We start from the raw sequence: 17,049 nt of genomic DNA, 5'->3' as shown, positions 1-17,049 counted from the left end.
GGGTCAGCCCCCTCCGAAAAAGACGTCGCCGGCGGTTATGCGCAAGATCGCGCCGTCGTCCAGCTTCAGGCGGAGCGCGCCGTCGGAATCCAGGCCTAGCGCCACGCCCCTGATGGTCTGGTTGGGCAGGCGCGCTTCGCAGGCCTCGCCCAGGCCGTGGGCCTTGGCCGTCCAGCCCTTGGCGATCGGAGCAAACCCCTCGCGCGCCCAGGCCGAGCGCCAGTGCTCGAAGCGGGTGGCCAGAACCTCCAGCGCATCGAGCGGCGAGGGCGGCGGGACGGTCATGTGCTCGGCGAAGGCGGTGGCAGGCCGTTCCACGTCCTGCGGCGCGTGGGCCAGGTTGATGCCGATGCCGACCGCGAGCCAGAGCGCCCCGTCGGGGCGAACGCCCGACTCCACCAGAATGCCGACAGCCTTGCGGCCATGCACCAGGACGTCGTTGGGCCATTTCAGCCGCGCCGCGCCGGCGCCCAGGCAGGTCTCGGCCAGATCGGCGGCGGCCAGCGCCGCGACGAATGAGATCTGGGCGGCCTCGCCGGCCGGCTTGTTGGTGGTGAGCAGCAGGGTGGCGGCCAGGTTGCCGCTCGCCGTCTGCCAGGATCGGCCGCGGCGACCGCGCCCAGCCGTCTGAACCAGGGCGGTGATCCAGACCGGACCGCCCTCCCCTGCCTCGGCGCGGCGACGCGCCTCTGCGTTGGTGGAATCGAGTTCGTCGTAGGCTTCGATCGGCGGGTGCGCCACCTAGCTCAGGCCGAAGGCCGCGGCGGCCGCATGGGCCAGCGGATCGAGGAAGATCAGGCCCCCCAGGACCAGCGGGAAGCTGAACAGCGCCGCCCCATAGGCGATCACGCGGGCCTCGCCGGGGATGGCGTCGGTCTGGCTGGGCGCGGTGTCGAACCACATGGTCTTGATCAGGCGTAGATAATAGAAGGCCGCCACCACGCTTCCGACCAGGCCCAGCACCGCTGCGATCTGGATCATCGGGTCGGCCACGTTGATGGCCGCCTTGAAGACGTAGAACTTCGCCCAGAAGCCGGAGAACGGCGGCAGGCCGAGCGCCGACAGCGAAAACACGGTCATGGCAAGCGCGATGCCCGGGCGCTGTTTGAACAGGCCCGCCATGTCGTCGATGGTCTCCATGGCCACGCCGGCGCGGCTGAGCGCGGTGAGGCAGGCGAAGAAGCCGGTCACGTCGACCATGTAGAGCACCATGAAGACCAGCATGGCCTGGACACCCTCGGCGTTGCCCGCCGCCAGGCCCAGGATCGCGTAGCCGACATTGGCGATGGAGGAATAGGCCCAGAGCCGCTTGAGGTTCTTCTGGGCCAGACCCGCGAAGGCGCCCACAAAGATCGAGAACAGGGCGATGACCACCAGAACCTGGCGCCACTGGTCGATGGCGCCCTCGAAGCCCTCGGTGAGGACCCGGGCGAACAGCACCATGGCCGCCAGCTTGGGCGCGGCGGCGAAGAAGGCCACCACGGGGGTCGGGGCCCCCTCATAGACATCGGGCGTCCACATGTGGAACGGGGCGGCGGAGACCTTGAAGGCCAGGCCGCAGATCAGGAAGATCAGCCCGAACAGCACCCCGGTGTTGGCGCCGGAGGTAACCGCCAGGGCGATGTCGGTGAACATGGTCGAGCCGGCGAAGCCGTAGATCAGCGAGGCGCCATAGAGCAGCAGGCCCGAGGAAAGCGCGCCCAGCACGAAGTACTTCAAGCCGGCTTCCGAGGCCTTGGCGTTCTCGCGGTGCATGGCGGCCAGGACATAGAGCGCCAGGGACTGCAGCTCGACGCCCACATAGAGCGAGATCAGGTCGCCGGCCGAGGCCATCATGCCCATGCCGAGCGCCGCCAGCAGGACCAGGACCGGGAACTCGAAATTGCGCACCGACTGGCGCTCGAACCACTTCTGGCCCAGCGGCAGCGCCACGGCGCTGGCCAGGTAGATCGCCACCTTGGCGAAGGCAGAGGCCTGGTCGGAGATCATGCCGCCGGAGAAGCCGCGGCCGAGCGGGCCGACGGCCGCGGCCCAGGTCGCGCCCAGCAACACCAGGATCGAAGCCCACATGATCGCCGTGGTGCTGCGCGGCGAAAAGGCGCCGGCCACCAGCAGGACGAGGGCGCCGCCGGCGAGGATCAGTTCCGGCACGGCGAGGGAGAGGGAGATCTCGAAGTTCATCTGGTGGTCTTCCTCACCCGCCGATGGCCGCGCGATAGATCGCGGCGAGGTTGTCAGCCGAGGCTTGGGTCAGATCGAGAACGGCGGCCGGATAGACGCCGAGGTACAGGGTGGACGCCATCAGCGGCGCGAAGATCGCCACCTCGCGCCAGTCGAGGTCGGTGATATCGGCCAGGGCCGGGTTGGTGATCTCGCCGAAGATGACCCGCCGATAGAGGCTGAGCGCATAGACCGCCGAGAAGATCACCCCGGTGGCGGCCACGACCGCCGTCCAGGTGGAGACCTGGTAGACGCCCACCATGGTGGTGATCTCGCCGATGAAGCCCGAGGTGCCCGGCAGGCCTACATTGCCCATGGTGAACAGCATGAAGGTGGCCGCGTACCAGGGCATGCGGTTCACAAGCCCGCCGTAGAAGGCGATCTCGCGGGTGTGCATGCGGTCATAGACCACGCCGACGCAGAGGAAGAGCGCGCCGGAGATCACCCCGTGGCTCAGCATCTGAAAGATCGCGCCCTGGATGCCCACGGCGTTGCCGGCGAAAATTCCCATGGTCACGAAGCCCATATGGGCCACCGACGAATATGCGATCAGCTTCTTGATGTCGGTCTGCCGGAAGGCGACCAGCGAGGTGTAGACCACCGCGATCACCGACAAGGCGAAGACCAGCGGCGCGAAATAGTCCGAGGCCTGCGGGAACATCGGCAGCGAGAAGCGCAGGAAGCCGTAGCCGCCCATCTTCAAGAGGATGCCGGCCAGGATCACCGAGCCCGCCGTGGGCGCCTCGACGTGGGCGTCGGGCAGCCAGGTGTGGACTGGCCACATGGGCATTTTCACCGCGAACGAGGCGAAGAAGGCCAACCACAGCCAGGTCTGCAGCTCGGGGGCGAACTTGTAGACCATCAGCTCGGGGATCGAGGAGGTCCCGGCGATACCGATCATGGCGAGGATCGCCGCCAGCATCAGGACCGAGCCCAGCAGGGTGTAGAGGAAGAACTTATAGGCCGCGTAGATCCGGTTCTTGCCGCCCCAGATGCCGATGATCAGGAACATCGGCACCAGGCCGAACTCGAAGAAGGCGTAGAACAGCACCAGGTCCAGGGCGCAGAACACGCCGATCACCAGGGTCTCGAGGACCAGGAAGGCGACCATGTATTCCGGCACGCGCTTCTCGATCGTCGTCCACGAAGCGGCGATGCAGATCGGCATGAGGAAGGCGGTCAGCAGGACGAACAGGATCGAAATCCCGTCGACGCCCATGCGATAATGGAGGCCCGCGAACCAGACCGCGTCCTCCAGAAACTGGAAGCCCGGATTGGCCGGGTCGAACTCCGCCACCAGCAGTATGGAGAGCGCCAGGGTCGCGAGCGTGGTGACGAGCGCGATCCACTTGGAAGCCGAGACGACGCGCGCCTCGTCCTTGGACGCCGCCCGCAGCAGCAGGATGGCCGCCACCCCGATCAGCGGGGCGAAGGTGACGAGGGAGAGAATGCCGGTCATCGGATCGTCCCCCCTCAAGCCCACTGGACCAGCGCGTAGGTCAGCAGACCCGCCACGCCGAGCAGCATCACGAACGCATAGTGGTAGACGTAGCCGGTCTGGGCCCGGCCGGCCGCCCGGCCCACGGCGTAGGACACCGCCGAGACGCCGTCCGGGCCGAAGCCGTCGATGATCTTCTGGTCGCCACCCTTCCAGAACAGGTCGCCCAGGAACTTGGCCGCACGCACGAAGGTCGCCTCATAGAGCTCGTCGAAGAACCATTTGTTGTAGAGGAAGGTCCACAGCGGGCCCTTCCGCGCGGCGATGGCGGCTCCCATGCCCTCGCGCAGGATGTAGACGTAGTAGGCGCCGGCGAAGCCGATCGCCGAGACCGCCAGGGGGGCCCATTTCACCCAGGTCGGCGAATGGTGGGCGTGCTCCAGGACGTGGTTGTCCGCGCCATTGAAGATCGCCCCGCGCCAGAATTCCTTCCATTCCTCGCCGACGAAGTGGTCGACGAAGAAGTAGCCGGCGGCCAGGGCCCCGACCGCGAGCAGCATGATCGGGACCAGCATCGACCACGGGCTCTCGTGGGGCTTGTGGTCGTGGCCGTGGTCGTGATCGGGCAGCGGCTCGTCATGGGTTTCGATCTGGGCCGAGCTGGCGTGGTCGTCGGGCGCGTGCTCATGGCCGTCGTGGCCCCACTTGGGTGTGCCGTGGAAGGTCATGAAGGCCAGGCGCCATGAGTAGAAGGCGGTGAGGCCGGCGGCGAAGACGCTGACCACGAAGGCGAAATAGGCCACCCCGCCCATCTCCTGGCCGGCCGCGAAGGCGGCCTCGATGATGGTGTCCTTGGAGTAGAAACCCGCGAAGCCGAGGTCGAGGCCGGGAATGCCGAAGCCGGTGATGGCCAGGGTGCCGATGGTCATGACGCCGTAGGTGATCGGCAGGTGCTTCCACAGCCCGCCCATCTTCCGCATGTCCTGCTCGTGGTGCATGCCGTGGATCACCGATCCCGCGCCCAGGAACAGCAGCGCCTTGAAGAAGGCGTGGGTGAACAGGTGGAACATGGCCGCCTGGTAGGCGCCCACGCCGGCGGCGAAGAACATGTAGCCAAGCTGCGAACAGGTCGAATAGGCGATCACCCGCTTGATGTCGTTCTGGGCCAGGCCGACCGTGGCCGCGAACAGGGCCGTGACGGCGCCGACCAGGGTGACGACCTGCTTGGCGTAGGGCGCGTACTCGAACATCGGCGACAGTAGGCAGACCATGTAGACGCCGGCCGTGACCATGGTCGCGGCATGGATCAGGGCCGAGACCGGGGTGGGGCCCTCCATGGCGTCCGGCAGCCAGGTGTGCAGGAAGAACTGGGCCGACTTGCCCATGGCGCCGACGAACAGCAGCGCGCAGGCCAGGTCGACCGCGTGCCACCAAGAGCCGGCGAACCACCAACCGGTGTTGGCGAATTCGGACACGCGCGGGAAGATCTCGGCGAACTGGATCGAGCCGAACATCCAGTAGACGGTCATGATGCCGAGCGCGAAGCCGAAATCGCCGACCCGGTTGACCACGAAGGCCTTGATGGCCGCGGCGTTGGCGGTGGGTTTCTTGAACCAGAAGCCGATCAGCAGGTAGCTGGCCAGGCCCACCCCTTCCCAGCCGAAGAACAGCTGCATGAAGTCGGCCGCGGTCACGAGGGCCAGCATGGCGAAGGTGAACAGCGACAGGTAGGCGAAGAACCGGGGCTTGCTGTCGTCCTCACCCATGTAGCCCCACGAATAGACATGGACCAGGGACGAGACGCTGGTGACCACCACCAGCATCACGGCCGACAGGCCATCCAGCCGGATCGACCAGTTGGACTGGAAGTCGCCGATATTGATGAAGGGCAGGAACTGCAGGGTGAAGGGCTCCAGCCCGCCCCAGGTCCACTGCGCGAAGATCATCCAGGAGAAGACGGCGGCCAGCAGCAGCAGGCCGGTGGTGATGGCCTCGGAGGCCACGTTGCCGATCCGGCGGCCGAACAGCCCCGCGATGATCGCACCCACCAGGGGGGCGAAGACCACGGTGGTGATGAGGGACGAAGGGGTCATGGAAAGGTCGCTCAGCCCTTCATCATCGAGACGTCGTCCACGGCGATGTCGCCGCGGTTACGGAAGAAGGTGACGAGGATGGCCAGGCCGACCGCGGCCTCGGCCGCGGCCACGGTCAGCACGAACATGGCGAAGATCTGCCCCACCACGTTGTGCAGATAGACCGAGAAGGCCACCAGGTTGATGTTCACCGCCAGCAGGATCAGCTCGATCGACATCAGGATGACGATGATGTTCTTGCGGTTCACGAAGATGCCGAAGACCCCGATGGTGAACAGGATCGCGGCGACCGCGAGATAGTGGGTCAGCCCGATGGTCATTGGTCGATCCCCTGCCCCGACTTGATCTGGACGATGCGCATGCCGCTCTTGGGGCCGCGGGCCACCTGGTCGGCGATCACCTGGCGGCGGACGCCGGGCTTGTGGCGCAGGGTGAGCACGATTGCGCCGATCATGGCCACCAGCAGCACCAGCCCGGCCGCTTGGAAGAAGTAGACATAGTCGGTGTAGAGCACCCGCCCGATGGTCTCGGCGTTGCTCACGTCGGTGTGGACGGTCGGCGTATCGTTGAGGTTGGCCGCGCCCTGGGTGGCGACGGCGGTGGCCACCACGATCATCTCGATGGCCAAGATCCCGGCCACCAGTCCGCCCAGCGGCATGTAACGGGCGAAGCCCTGACGCAGGGCGGCGAAGTCGACGTCCAGCATCATGACCACGAACAGGAACAGCACCGCCACGGCGCCGACATAGACGACCACCAGCAGCATGGCGAGGAACTCGGCCCCAAGGGTCACGAACAGCCCCGCGGCCGAGAAGAAGCTGAGGATCAGGAACAGCACCGAGTGCACGGGATTGCGCGATGAGACCACCGCGAATCCGGAGCCCACGGTCACCGCCGCCAGCAGGTAAAATGCGATCGCCAAGGCCATGACGGCTCTTCTCAGCCCCTCAATTTCAGTGTCGTCCGGCCTAGGACCGGCGAGCTTATTTCGTCTCGGAATCGCGCCCCGTGCTTAGCGGTAGGGCGCGTCCAGTTCCAGGTTCTTCGCGATTTGCCGCTCCCAACGATCCCCGTTCGCGAGCAGGCGTTCCTTGTCGTAATAGAGTTCTTCGCGCGTCTCGACGGCGTATTCGATGTTCGGCCCTTCGACGATGGCGTCCACCGGGCAGGCCTCCTGGCAAAGGCCGCAATAGATGCACTTGACCATGTCGATGTCGTAGCGGGTCGTGCGCCGGCTGCCGTCGTCGCGCGGTTCAGCCTCGATGGTGATGGCCTGGGCCGGGCAGATGGCCTCGCACAGCTTGCAGGCGATGCAGCGCTCTTCCCCGTTGGGATAGCGGCGCAGCACGTGCTCGCCGCGGAACCGCGGCGACTGCGGATTGCGCTCATGCGGATACTGCACGGTCGCCTTGGGGCGGACCATGTACTGCATGGCCATGCCGAAGGCGCCGAGGAAATCCATCAGCGCCGCGCCTTTGATGGCCTGTGAGATGCGCTGCATCATCTGGCGCTCACTTTCCCTTACACACGAAATCGGCGAGCCGCTTGCCGGAGCTCTGCGGCCGCTGGACGATCTCCCCGCCCCGCTTCACGCACGCGTCGCGGGCTTGTTTCAGCGCGTCGTAGTTGGCCACATTGCCCACTGTCGCGCCCGACTCCACTGAGCTTGTCGCGCAGGCGCCGAGCGCCAGGGTCGCCGCGAGGATCACCAGGCCCCTCATGCCGCCGCCGGCCCAAACACGCGCCAGGCCGCCACCAAGGCCACAGCCACCAGCGAGGTCGGCAGGAACACCTTCCAGCCCAGCCGCATGAGCTGGTCGTAGCGGTAGCGGGGCACGATGGCCTTGGCCATGGCGATCAGGAAGAAGAAGAAGCAGATCTTCACCACGAACCACATCAGGCCGTAGAAGCTCTGCAGCGTCGGCGGCCAGTCGTGGACGAAAGCGAAGTCGATGGGCGCCTGCCAGCCGCCGAAGAACAGCAGCGAGATCAGCGCGCACATCAGCACGATGCTGATCAGCTCGCCGATCATGAACAGCAGGAACGGGCTGGAGGAGTATTCCACCTGGTAGCCGGCCACGAGCTCGGACTCGGCTTCCGGCAGGTCGAAGGGCGGGCGGTTGGTTTCGGCGAGCGCCGAGATGAAGAAGATCACCGCCATCGGGATCATCACCAGGGCGATGGGCAGGCCGCGCAGGCCATCGCCGCCGAACACGTACCAGTTCCAGAATCCGCCAGCCTGGTTCTCGACGATGGTCTGCAGGTTCATGGTCCCGGCCAGCAGGATCACCGTGATGATCACGAAGCCGATGGAGACCTCGTAGGAGACCATCTGCGCAGCCGAGCGCAGGCTGCCCAGGAACGGATACTTCGAGTTCGAAGCCCAGCCGCCCATGATGATGCCGTAGACGCCCAGCGAACTGATCGCGAACAGGTACATCACGCCGACATTGATGTTGGAGACCACCCAGCCGGGCGCGAACGGGATCACGGCCCAGCCCACCAGGGCCAGGGTGAAGGTCAGCACCGGGGCCAGCAGGAAGACAAACTTGTCGGCCCCGTCGGGGATGACTAGCTCCTTCAGCACGAACTTGATCAGGTCGGCGAAGGACTGCAGCAGGCCGAACGGGCCCACCACATTGGGACCTTTGCGCATCTGCACGCCCGCCCAGATCTTGCGGTCGGCCAGCATGAAGAAGGCGAGCGCCACGAGCAGCGGCAGGATCACGAGCATGATCTGGCCGACGGTGATCAGGGTCCAGCCGCCCGGGGTGGCCCAGAAGTTGGTGGTGGGATCCATGCCCTACTCCGCCGCGATCTTGGCGGCGCCGGAGACCACGGCGGCGCATTCGGCCATCGTCACGCTGGCGCGGGCGATGGGGTTGGTCAGGTGGAAGGCCTTGATCGGGCTCGCGAACGGCTTGTCGGACGCCGTCCCCTTGATCCCGAGCGCGGCGAAGTCGATGGCGGCCGGCGCGGCCGGCACATAGTCGATCTGGCCGAAGGTCGGATGGTCCTCGAACAGCTTGGCGCGGAGCTGCGCCAGGGTGTCGTACGGCAGGGTCGCCCCCAGCCGGTCCGACAGGGCGCGCAGCACCGACCAGTCCTCGCGAGCCTCGCCCTTGGGGAACACGGCGCGGTAGCCCATCTGCACCCGGCCCTCGGTGTTCACGTAGAGGCCGTCCTTCTCGGTATAGGCTGCGCCCGGCAGGATCACGTCGGCCTTGTGCGCCCCGGCGTCGCCGTGGGTGCCCAGATAGATGGTGAAGGCCTTCGACGCCGAGAGGTCGATCTCGTCAGCGCCGAGCAGGAAGAGCACGTCAAGCGCGCCCTTGGCGGCCATTTCGGGGGCGTTCTTGCCGCCCTCCGCAGGCACGAAGCCCATGTCGAGGCCGCCGACCCGCGCGGCGGCGGTGTGCAGCACGTTCCAGGTCAGGCCGAAGGTCTTGGCCGCGGCGGCCGCGGCGGCCAGGACGGCGGCGCCGTCCTCGCGACCCAGCGCGCCGGTCCCGACGATGATCGCCGGAGACTTGGCGTCCTTCAGGGCTTTCACGAAATCGCTCTTGGACTTGGCCAGGCCCGACAGGCTCTCAGGTCCCGCGCCTAGATAGTCGTAGCCGTAGGTGAGGTCGGCCTGTTCGCCGATCACGCCCACCCGCAGGGCGCCGGCCAGCCAGCGCTTGCGCAGGCGGGCGTTGAACACCGGGGCCTCGACTCGCGGATTGGCGCCGACGATGAGGATCACGTCGGCGTTCTCGATGCCGGCGATTGTGGAGTTGAACAGCCAGCTCTCGCGCGGTCCGGCGCCCAGCGCCATGCCGTCCTGCCGACAGTCGATGTTCTTGACGCCCAGCGACCCGAACAGGTCCTTGGCGGCCTTCATGGACTCCGCGTCCTGCAGATCGCCGGCGATCACGCCGACGCGGTCAGGGCTGGCGGCCTTGATGTTGGTCGCGACTAGGTCGAGGGCCTCGGCCCAGCTCACCGGCGCCAGCCGGCCGCCCTTGCGGACATAGGGCTGGTCCAGGCGCTGGCGCGAGAGGCCGTCGACCGCGTAGCGGGTCTTGTCGCTGATCCACTCCTCGTTGATGTCCTCGTTGAGGCGGGGCAGCACGCGCAGCACGGCGGGGCCGCGGCTATCGACGCGGATCGCCGAGCCCAGGGCGTCCATCACGTCGACGCTCTCGGTCTTCTTCAGCTCCCAGGGCCGGGCGTTGAAGGCGTAGGGCTTGGAGGTCAGAGCTCCGACCGGGCAGAGGTCGATCACATTGGCCGACAGCTCGGAGGTCACCGACTTGTCGAGATAGGTCGTGATTTCAACGTCTTCGCCGCGAGAGATGAGACCGATTTCCGGCACGCCGGCCACTTCGGTGATGAAGCGGACGCAGCGGGTGCACTGGATGCAGCGGGTCATGACCGTCTTGATCAACGGCCCCATGAACTTCTCTTCGACGGCGCGCTTGTTGTCGGCATAGCGGCTGTCGTCGCGGCCATAGCCCATGGCCTGGTCCTGCAGGTCGCACTCCCCACCCTGGTCGCAGATCGGGCAATCCAGGGGGTGGTTGATCAGCAGGAACTCCATCACCCCTTCCCGGGCCTTCTTGACCATGGGGGAGTTGGTGATGATCTCCTGGCCCTCGGCGGCCGGCAGGGCGCACGAGGCCTGGGGCTTCGGCGGGCCGGGTTTCACCTCGACCAGGCACATGCGGCAGTTGCCGGCGATGCTCAGGCGCTCGTGATAGCAGAAGCGCGGGATCTCTTCCCCGGCCAGCTCCGCCACCTGCAGAACCGTCATGCCGGGTTCGAACTCGACCTCGACGCCGTTGACCTTGGCTATGGGCATGCCGGGTTACTCCGCCGCTTCCAGGGACACGCCCTGAACGTGCGGCTTGCCGATGCGGTAGCTTGTTATTCTTTCTTCCACCTCGTGGCGGAAGTGGCGGAACAGGCCCTGGATCGGCCAGGCGGCAGCGTCGCCCAGGCCGCAGATGGTGTGGCCTTCGACTTGAGAGGCCACGTCCAGCAGCATGTCGATCTCGCGCATCTCGGCCTCGCCGGTGACCATGCGCTCCATGACCCGCCACATCCAGCCGGTGCCTTCGCGACAGGGGGTGCACTGGCCGCAGCTCTCGTGCTTGTAGAAGTAAGACGCGCGCGCGATGGCGCGGACCAGGTCGGCGTCCTTGTCCATGACGATCATGGTGGCGGTGCCCAGGCCCGACCGGCGAGCGGCCAGGTCGTCGAAGTCCATCAGGGCTTCCTCGGCCTCTTCGGCCGGGATCATCCGCATGGAGATGCCGCCGGGGATCACGGCCTTGAGGTTGCCCCAGCCGCCGCGCACGCCGCCGAAGTGGTCCTCAATCAGCTGGCGCATCGGGATCGACATGGTCTCCTCGACCACGCAGGGCTTGTTGATGTGACCCGAGGCCGCCATCAGCTTGATGCCCGAGTTCTTCGGCCGGCCGAAGCTGGAGAACCACCCTGCCCCGCGGCGCAGGATCGAGCCCACCACGGCGATCGACTCGACATTGTTGATGGTGGTGGGCGCGCCATAGATGCCGGCCCCGGCCGGGAACGGCGGCTTCAGGCGCGGCTGGCCCTTCTTGCCCTCGAGGCTCTCCATCAGGGCGGTCTCGTCGCCGCAGATATAGGCCCCGCCGCCATGTGTGACGTGCAGGTCGAAGTCCCAGCCGTGGATATTGCCTTTGCCGATCAGCTTGGCGTCATAGGCTTGGCGGATGGCGGCTTCCAGGCGCTCGCGCTCGTGCACGTACTCGCCGCGGATATAGATGTAGGCGGTGTGGGCGCGGATGGCGTAGCTGGCCACCAGGCAGCCCTCGATCAGCAGGTGCGGATCGTTGCGGATGATCTCGCGGTCTTTGCAGGCGCCGGGCTCGGACTCGTCGGCGTTGACCACCAGGAAGTGGGGCCGTTCGCTCTCGGCCTTGGGCATGAAGGTCCACTTCAGGCCGGTGGGGAATCCCCCGCCGCCCCGGCCGCGCAGGCCCGATTCCTTGATCTGCTCGCAGATCCATTCCGGAGTCTGGGCCAGCATCTCGCGGGTGGCGTTCCAGCAGCCGCGCGTCTTCGCACCTTCCAGGCCCCAATCGTGGACGCCATAGAGGTTGGTGAAGATGCGGTCCTTGTCTTCGAGGATGCCGACCAAGGCTCCTACACTCCCTTTTTCGCGGCACGAACGCCCGCGATGAACCAGATTTGCGCGCCCAGGCCGGCCACCAGGGCGGCAATGAACACGGCGATCAGCCAGTCCACGCCCTTGCCGAAGGCGCCATAGGCCGCGGCGGCGGCCACGATCCCGCAGACCGCGTCGATGGCGACCATGACCTTCAGCCTGCGCTTTGTGGCTTCGAGATCCATCAGGCGGCCGGAGCCTTGGCCTTGCCCTTGGGCGCGGCGTTGGGCAGCGACTTGATGGGCTTGGCGGCCGAACCGTCATAGAGCTTCGGATCGGTGAGCACGAGCGGCCCGCCCTCCGGAGATGCGCCCTGGCGCCCGATCATCGAGCCCGGCTTGGGCGGCTTGCCGGCGGCGAAGTCGTCCAGCAGCTTGTCCAGGATCTCGACCGTCAGGTCCTCATAATAATAGTCGTTGATCGCGGCCATGGGCGCGTTCGAGCAGGCGCCCAGGCACTCGACTTCCTGCCAGTAGAACTTGCCGTCGGCCGAGCGGTGATCCTTCGGGCCGATCCGCGATTTGCAGTGGGCCATCAGCTCGTTGGCCCCGCGCAGGGCGCAGGGCGTGGTGCCGCAGACCTGCACCAGGGCATGGGTGCCCACCGGCTCCAGCATGAACATGGTGTAGAAGGTCGCGACCTCCAGCACCCGGATCTGCGGCATGCCCAGCAGGGCGGCCACGGCGCGGATGGCGGGTTCGGAGACCCAGCCCTCCTGCTTCTGGACCAGCCACAGGATCGGGATCACGGCCGACTGTTGGCGGCCTTGCGGGTATTTCGAAATCCACCACTGCGCCTGCTTGGCGCTCTCTTTCGAGAACTCGAAGCTGGCCGGCTGGTTCGGCGAGAGGCGACGGACGCTCAAACGTTCCTCACTTCACAAAGTCGACGCGGACGATCTTGGCGTCGGCGATCGTGTAGATGGCCGCGACCTCGAAGGTGTCGCCGCCGGGCGTGCGGCTGACCCGCTCATGATCGATCACGGTGTTTCCCACGATGACGCGGCTGAGCAGTTCGGCCTTGTTCTGCGGGAAATCGGCGAACAGCTTCACGTGCCGGGCGCGGATCGCCGCGATCCCGTCGGCGGTGACCGCGCCGTTGAAATCGCCGAGCGTCGCCTTGTCCGCATAGAAGGTGCAGAAGGCCTCAAGGTCCTGGTCGTTATACGCCTGGAACTGGGCGTCGACGACGTCGAACGGGCTGATGCAGGCGGGCGCGCTCATCGGTCGATCTCCCCGAACACGATGTCCAGCGAGCCGAGGATGGCGGAGACGTCGGCCAGCATGTGGCCGCGGTTCATCCAGTCCATGGCCATCAGGTGCGGATAGCCCGGCGCGCGGATCTTGCAGCGATAGGGCTTGTTGGTGCCGTCCGAGACCAGGAACACGCCGAACTCGCCCTTGGGCGCCTCGACGCAGGCATAGACCTCGCCCGGCGGGGTGCGGAAGCCCTCGGTATAGAGCTTGAAGTGATGGATCAGCGCTTCCATCGAACGCTTCATCTCGCCGCGGCGGGGCGGGCTGATCTTGTTGTCCTCGGTCATCACCGGGCCGGGAGTCTTCTTCAGCCGCTCGACGCACTGCAGGATGATCTTGGTCGACTCGCGCATCTCCTGCATCCGGCAGAGATAGCGGTCGTAGCAGTCGCCGTTGACGCCCAGCGGGATGTCGAAATCGAAATCGTCATAGCACTCGTAGGGCTGGTTGCGGCGCAGGTCCCAGGCGATGCCCGAGCCGCGCACCATCACGCCGGAGAAGCCCCAATCGATGGCCTCCTGCTTGGTCACTACGCCGATGTCGACATTGCGCTGTTTGAAGATGCGGTTGCCGGTGATCAGCTTGTCGATGTCGGCCATCGGCCGGGCGAAGGCCGTGGCCCAATCGCCGATGTCGTTGACCAGGGCCTCGGGCAGGTCCTGGTGGACGCCGCCCGGGCGGAAATAGTTGGCGTGGAGCCGCGCCCCGGAGGCGCGCTCATAGAACACCATCAGCTTCTCGCGCTCTTCGAAGCCCCACAGCGGCGGTGTGAGCGCGCCAACGTCCATGGCCTGGGTGGTGACGTTGAGCAGGTGGTTCAGGATCCGGCCGATTTCCGAGAACAACACCCGGATCAGGCTGCCGCGGTCCGGCACCTCGATCCCCATCAGCTTCTCGATAGCCAGGCAGAAGGCGTGTTCCTGGTTCATCGGCGCCACGTAATCGAGGCGGTCGAAATACGGGATGTTCTGGAGGTAGGTCCGGTACTCCATCAGCTTTTCGGTGCCGCGATGCAGCAGGCCGATGTGCGGATCGACCCGCTCGACGATCTCCCCGTCCAGTTCCAGGACCAGGCGTAGGACGCCGTGGGCCGCGGGGTGCTGTGGGCCGAAATTGATGTTGAACTTGCGGACCGGAGTCTCCGGCACGTGCGGGGTCGCGGAAGCGTCGTCAGCCATCACTTCGCCTCCACTTTTTCGTCGCCGGGCAGGACGTAATCCGCGCCTTCCCAGGGACTCAGGAAATCCCAGTTGCGATACTCGACCGACTTCACCGGCTCATAGACCACGCGCTTGAGTTCGTCGTCGTAGCGCAGCTCCACATAGCCGGTCATCGGGAAGTCCTTGCGCAGCGGATGGCCGTGGAAGCCGTAATCGGTGAGGATGCGGCGCAGGTCGGGGTGGCCCTCGAAGAAGATCCCGTACATGTCGAAGGCCTCGCGCTCGAACCAGTCGGCGCAGGGATAGACCCCGGTCACGGTCGGGACGGGCGTGTCCTCGTCGGTCTCGATCTTCAGCCGGACCCGGTGGTTCTGGGTCAGGGACAGCAGGTGGTAGACCACGTCGAACCGCCGGACGCGCTCGGGATAGTCGACCCCGCAGAGGTCGATGAGCTGCTGGAACTGGTAGTCCTTGTGATCGCGCAGATAGGTCAGGGCGTCGACGATCCGCGGCAGCGGCGCGGTCAGGGTCAGCTCGCCATAGGCCACGGAATGGCCCACGATGGCGCCGGCGCTGTTGGCCACGATCGCCTGGCCCAGCATCTCCATGTGGTGGGAGGTTTGCGGCCAGCTCATCGCTCGATGGTCCCCGTGCGGCGGATCTTCTTCTGCAGCTGCAGCACGCCGTAGACCAGGGCCTCGGCGGTGGGCGGGCAGCCCGGGACATAGATGTCCACCGGCACGATCCGGTCGCAGCCGCGCACCACGGAATAGGAGAAGTAGTAGTAGCCGCCGCCGTTGGCGCACGAGCCCATGGAGATGACGTAGCGGGGCTCCGGCATCTGGTCGTAGACCTTGCGCAGGGCCGGGGCCATCTTGTTGCAGAGCGTGCCGGCGACGATCATCACGTCCGATTGGCGCGGGCTGGCGCGGGGGGCGAAGCCGTAGCGCTCCAGGTCGTAGCGCGGCATCGAGGCCTGCATCATTTCGACCGCGCAGCAGGCGAGGCCGAAGGTCATCCACATCAGCGAGCCGGTGCGCGCCCAGGTGATCAGGTCGTCGGCGGCGGCGGTGATGAAGCCCTTGTCGGCCAGCTCTCCCGAGATGCCGTCGAAGAACGGGTCATGGGCCTTGGGATTATAGCCTTCGACCGTCGTGCGGCCGGCAGCGCCCGCAGGAACGATTACTCCCATTCCAGGGCTCCCTTCTTCCATTCGTAGATGAAGCCCACGGTGAGCACGCCCAGGAAGGTCATCATCGACCAGAAGGCGAATTGGCTGGCCTCCTGCGGCAGATTCATCAGCGCCACGGCCCAGGGAAACAGGAACGCCACTTCCAGGTCGAAGATGATGAACAGGATCGAGACCAGGTAGAACCGTACGTCGAACTTCATCCGCGCATCGTCGAACGCGTTGAACCCGCACTCATATGTGGAGAGCTTCTCCGGGTCCGGGGCCTTGGGCGCCAAGACCACCGAGGCGATGATGAAAACGAGGCCCAGGGCTCCCGCGATCCCCAGAAAGATCACGATGGGCAGGTACTGCAGAAGGAAGGCGTTCATGGAATCCTCAAGCGGAGTCGGGGCCCTTCTAGACCACGTCGGCGGCGGGTTCAAACTGCGGTTTGCGCTGCGAAAAGCCTTATCGCCTCAATAGTTGCGAGTAATTCTCAACAAGCCTCGCCGCCGAACGCCGGTCTCCGTCCGCGCCCTTGTGGGCCATGGTTCGGCTTGGGTCGCGGAAGGGCCCGAACGGGCCGCGGGGTGCGTCATTCCGCGCTTCATTCACAGATCTCAGCAGAGACTCGTTGACACGATTCCGCCTCGGACATATCAGACGCGCCTCGCGGTCACCGCGAGCCGTTATGCGGATGTAGCTCAGTTGGTTAGAGCGCCGGCCTGTCACGCCGGAGGTCGCGGGTTCGAGTCCCGTCATTCGCGCCACGTTTTCCCCGAAATCGCCAGACGTCCAAACGATCCGCCGCGCACTTGCGCTTGACCTCGGCGGGCAAGCAGCGGTCTCCTGACCCAGGGTTGTTCGGGGGACCGATGAGAGCCTATCGCGCCATCGCAGCTTTGGTCGCCTGGTTCGGGCTGCTGCTGCAGTACTGGCTGATGGTCCGCGGCCAGCATGGCGAGGCCTTCGCCACGCGGACGGTCAACTTCCTCAGCTATTTCACGATCCTTTCGAACCTGTTCGCCGCGGTGATGTTCACCGCGCCGGCGGCCTACCCCACCAGCCCGATCGGCCTCCATTTCGCCAAGCCGGCCATCCGGACCGCGGTCACGCTCTACATGTCCGTCACCGCGACGATCTATATCGTGATCCTAGAGGGCCTCTGGGACCCGCGGGGGCTCCAGTGGGCCGCCGACACCACCCTGCACTATGTGACCCCGGCGCTGGTCCTGCTGGACTGGCTGCTGTTCACGCCGAAGCGCACCCTGCGCTGGGTCTATGTCTGGCCGTGGCTGGCCTTCCCGCTGGCCTATGGGGCCTACAGCATCTGGCGGGGACCCCATGCCGACTTCTACCCCTACCCGTTCCTGGACGTGTCCAAGCTCGGCCTGGAGCGGGTCGTGATGAACATGACGGGGATGACCTGCGTCTTCCTGGTCCTCGGCCTGATCTTCATCGCCATCGACCGCTCGGTGAAATCGCGGAGCTAGACATGCAGCGGCCGGCCTTGCGCGA

At 66.1% G+C, this 17,049-nt stretch carries 19 protein-coding genes and 1 tRNA gene; 2 read left to right on the top strand and 18 right to left on the bottom strand.

Translation table 11 applies throughout. The annotated features are described in order from the left end of the window. Positions 1-3 precede the first annotated feature (3 nt). The 18 genes from V6M51_RS13770 to V6M51_RS13685 all read right to left on the bottom strand — a co-directional run bounded on the left by V6M51_RS13770 (position 4) and on the right by V6M51_RS13685 (position 15,920). Positions 4-741: a biotin--[acetyl-CoA-carboxylase] ligase gene (locus V6M51_RS13770; RefSeq protein WP_332768025.1), complete on the bottom strand. Its 738-nt coding sequence runs from the start codon at positions 739-741 to the stop codon at positions 4-6. Then, positions 742-2,181: an NADH-quinone oxidoreductase subunit NuoN gene (nuoN, locus tag V6M51_RS13765; protein ID WP_332768023.1), complete on the bottom strand. Its 1,440-nt coding sequence runs from the start codon at positions 2,179-2,181 to the stop codon at positions 742-744. A 13-nt stretch (positions 2,182-2,194) separates the two neighbouring features. Continuing rightward, positions 2,195-3,679, bottom strand: coding sequence for an NADH-quinone oxidoreductase subunit M (locus V6M51_RS13760; protein ID WP_442957650.1), 1,485 nt, complete (start codon positions 3,677-3,679; stop codon positions 2,195-2,197). A 14-nt stretch (positions 3,680-3,693) separates the two neighbouring features. After that, complete coding sequence (nuoL, locus tag V6M51_RS13755) at positions 3,694-5,751, bottom strand: NADH-quinone oxidoreductase subunit L (protein ID WP_332768021.1); 2,058 nt, start codon at positions 5,749-5,751, stop codon at positions 3,694-3,696. Positions 5,752-5,762: 11 nt separating this feature from the next. After that, positions 5,763-6,071 (bottom strand): NADH-quinone oxidoreductase subunit NuoK, encoded by a 309-nt coding sequence (nuoK, locus tag V6M51_RS13750; protein ID WP_332768019.1) that lies wholly within the window; start codon positions 6,069-6,071, stop codon positions 5,763-5,765. After that, the gene (locus tag V6M51_RS13745) at positions 6,068-6,679 is read right to left on the bottom strand and encodes an NADH-quinone oxidoreductase subunit J (protein ID WP_332768018.1); all 612 of its coding nucleotides are present in this window, start codon (positions 6,677-6,679) and stop codon (positions 6,068-6,070) included. Before V6M51_RS13745 ends, nuoK begins: the two co-directional genes overlap by 4 nt. An 84-nt stretch (positions 6,680-6,763) precedes the next feature. After that, a complete protein-coding gene (nuoI, locus tag V6M51_RS13740) occupies positions 6,764-7,255 on the bottom strand; it encodes an NADH-quinone oxidoreductase subunit NuoI (protein WP_254833176.1) in 492 nt (163 codons plus the stop codon). 7 nt (positions 7,256-7,262) lie between these two features. After that, on the bottom strand, positions 7,263-7,460 hold the full coding sequence (locus V6M51_RS13735) for a hypothetical protein (protein ID WP_332768017.1): 198 nt from the start codon (positions 7,458-7,460) through the stop codon (positions 7,263-7,265). Positions 7,461-7,468: 8 nt separating this feature from the next. Further along, the gene (gene nuoH, locus V6M51_RS13730; protein ID WP_332768015.1) at positions 7,469-8,551 is read right to left on the bottom strand and encodes an NADH-quinone oxidoreductase subunit NuoH; all 1,083 of its coding nucleotides are present in this window, start codon (positions 8,549-8,551) and stop codon (positions 7,469-7,471) included. 3 nt (positions 8,552-8,554) lie between these two features. Then, entirely contained in the window at positions 8,555-10,594 is a 2,040-nt protein-coding gene (gene nuoG, locus V6M51_RS13725) for an NADH-quinone oxidoreductase subunit NuoG (RefSeq protein ID WP_332768013.1), read from the bottom strand. Positions 10,595-10,600: 6 nt separating this feature from the next. Then, positions 10,601-11,917, bottom strand: coding sequence for an NADH-quinone oxidoreductase subunit NuoF (nuoF, locus tag V6M51_RS13720; protein WP_332768011.1), 1,317 nt, complete (start codon positions 11,915-11,917; stop codon positions 10,601-10,603). A 5-nt stretch (positions 11,918-11,922) separates the two neighbouring features. Then, positions 11,923-12,093, bottom strand: a complete 171-nt coding sequence (locus V6M51_RS13715) for a hypothetical protein (RefSeq protein ID WP_332768009.1) — start codon at positions 12,091-12,093, stop codon at positions 11,923-11,925. Positions 12,094-12,128: 35 nt separating this feature from the next. Continuing rightward, a complete protein-coding gene (nuoE, locus tag V6M51_RS13710) occupies positions 12,129-12,809 on the bottom strand; it encodes an NADH-quinone oxidoreductase subunit NuoE (RefSeq protein ID WP_332768008.1) in 681 nt (226 codons plus the stop codon). Between the two features lie 7 nt (positions 12,810-12,816). Further along, entirely contained in the window at positions 12,817-13,167 is a 351-nt protein-coding gene (locus tag V6M51_RS13705) for a nuclear transport factor 2 family protein (protein ID WP_332768007.1), read from the bottom strand. Then, positions 13,164-14,378: an NADH-quinone oxidoreductase subunit D gene (locus tag V6M51_RS13700; RefSeq protein WP_332768005.1), complete on the bottom strand. Its 1,215-nt coding sequence runs from the start codon at positions 14,376-14,378 to the stop codon at positions 13,164-13,166. Before V6M51_RS13700 ends, V6M51_RS13705 begins: the two co-directional genes overlap by 4 nt. Then, positions 14,378-14,995 (bottom strand): NADH-quinone oxidoreductase subunit C, encoded by a 618-nt coding sequence (locus V6M51_RS13695; RefSeq protein WP_442957860.1) that lies wholly within the window; start codon positions 14,993-14,995, stop codon positions 14,378-14,380. The genes V6M51_RS13700 and V6M51_RS13695 overlap by 1 nt, the downstream gene beginning before the upstream one ends. After that, the gene (locus V6M51_RS13690; protein WP_332768004.1) at positions 14,992-15,573 is read right to left on the bottom strand and encodes a NuoB/complex I 20 kDa subunit family protein; all 582 of its coding nucleotides are present in this window, start codon (positions 15,571-15,573) and stop codon (positions 14,992-14,994) included. Before V6M51_RS13690 ends, V6M51_RS13695 begins: the two co-directional genes overlap by 4 nt. Continuing rightward, complete coding sequence (locus V6M51_RS13685; RefSeq protein WP_332768003.1) at positions 15,543-15,920, bottom strand: NADH-quinone oxidoreductase subunit A; 378 nt, start codon at positions 15,918-15,920, stop codon at positions 15,543-15,545. The genes V6M51_RS13690 and V6M51_RS13685 overlap by 31 nt, the downstream gene beginning before the upstream one ends. A gap of 304 nt (positions 15,921-16,224) precedes the next feature. Here V6M51_RS13685 and V6M51_RS13680 point away from each other — a divergent pair. Continuing rightward, positions 16,225-16,301 (top strand) — tRNA-Asp (locus tag V6M51_RS13680). A gap of 105 nt (positions 16,302-16,406) precedes the next feature. After that, complete coding sequence (locus V6M51_RS13675; RefSeq protein ID WP_332768002.1) at positions 16,407-17,024, top strand: Pr6Pr family membrane protein; 618 nt, start codon at positions 16,407-16,409, stop codon at positions 17,022-17,024. Positions 17,025-17,049: the final 25 nt, after the last annotated feature.

Source organism: Phenylobacterium sp. (assembly GCF_036677185.1).
GTDB lineage: Bacteria > Pseudomonadota > Alphaproteobacteria > Caulobacterales > Caulobacteraceae > Phenylobacterium.
Note: the sequence above shows the minus strand (reverse complement) of the source record. Positions and strands in the feature narration are given on the sequence as shown.

What these genes read in the sequence shown, in the direction of transcription:
- nuoN (WP_332768023.1), bottom strand. Translation starts at nt 2,181, where the DNA reads ATGAACTTCGAGATCTCCCTCTCCCTCGCCGTGCCGGAACTGATCCTC.
- V6M51_RS13760 (WP_442957650.1), bottom strand. Translation starts at nt 3,679, where the DNA reads ATGACCGGCATTCTCTCCCTCGTCACCTTCGCCCCGCTGATCGGGGTG.
- nuoL (WP_332768021.1), bottom strand. Translation starts at nt 5,751, where the DNA reads ATGACCCCTTCGTCCCTCATCACCACCGTGGTCTTCGCCCCCCTGGTG.
- nuoK (WP_332768019.1), bottom strand. Translation starts at nt 6,071, where the DNA reads ATGACCATCGGGCTGACCCACTATCTCGCGGTCGCCGCGATCCTGTTC.
- V6M51_RS13745 (WP_332768018.1), bottom strand. Translation starts at nt 6,679, where the DNA reads ATGGCCTTGGCGATCGCATTTTACCTGCTGGCGGCGGTGACCGTGGGC.
- nuoI (WP_254833176.1), bottom strand. Translation starts at nt 7,255, where the DNA reads ATGATGCAGCGCATCTCACAGGCCATCAAAGGCGCGGCGCTGATGGAT.
- nuoH (WP_332768015.1), bottom strand. Translation starts at nt 8,551, where the DNA reads ATGGATCCCACCACCAACTTCTGGGCCACCCCGGGCGGCTGGACCCTG.
- nuoG (WP_332768013.1), bottom strand. Translation starts at nt 10,594, where the DNA reads ATGCCCATAGCCAAGGTCAACGGCGTCGAGGTCGAGTTCGAACCCGGC.
- V6M51_RS13715 (WP_332768009.1), bottom strand. Translation starts at nt 12,093, where the DNA reads ATGGTCGCCATCGACGCGGTCTGCGGGATCGTGGCCGCCGCCGCGGCC.
- V6M51_RS13705 (WP_332768007.1), bottom strand. Translation starts at nt 13,167, where the DNA reads ATGAGCGCGCCCGCCTGCATCAGCCCGTTCGACGTCGTCGACGCCCAG.
- V6M51_RS13700 (WP_332768005.1), bottom strand. Translation starts at nt 14,378, where the DNA reads ATGGCTGACGACGCTTCCGCGACCCCGCACGTGCCGGAGACTCCGGTC.
- V6M51_RS13695 (WP_442957860.1), bottom strand. Translation starts at nt 14,995, where the DNA reads ATGAGCTGGCCGCAAACCTCCCACCACATGGAGATGCTGGGCCAGGCG.
- V6M51_RS13690 (WP_332768004.1), bottom strand. Translation starts at nt 15,573, where the DNA reads ATGGAAGAAGGGAGCCCTGGAATGGGAGTAATCGTTCCTGCGGGCGCT.
- V6M51_RS13685 (WP_332768003.1), bottom strand. Translation starts at nt 15,920, where the DNA reads ATGAACGCCTTCCTTCTGCAGTACCTGCCCATCGTGATCTTTCTGGGG.
- V6M51_RS13675 (WP_332768002.1), top strand. Translation starts at nt 16,407, where the DNA reads ATGAGAGCCTATCGCGCCATCGCAGCTTTGGTCGCCTGGTTCGGGCTG.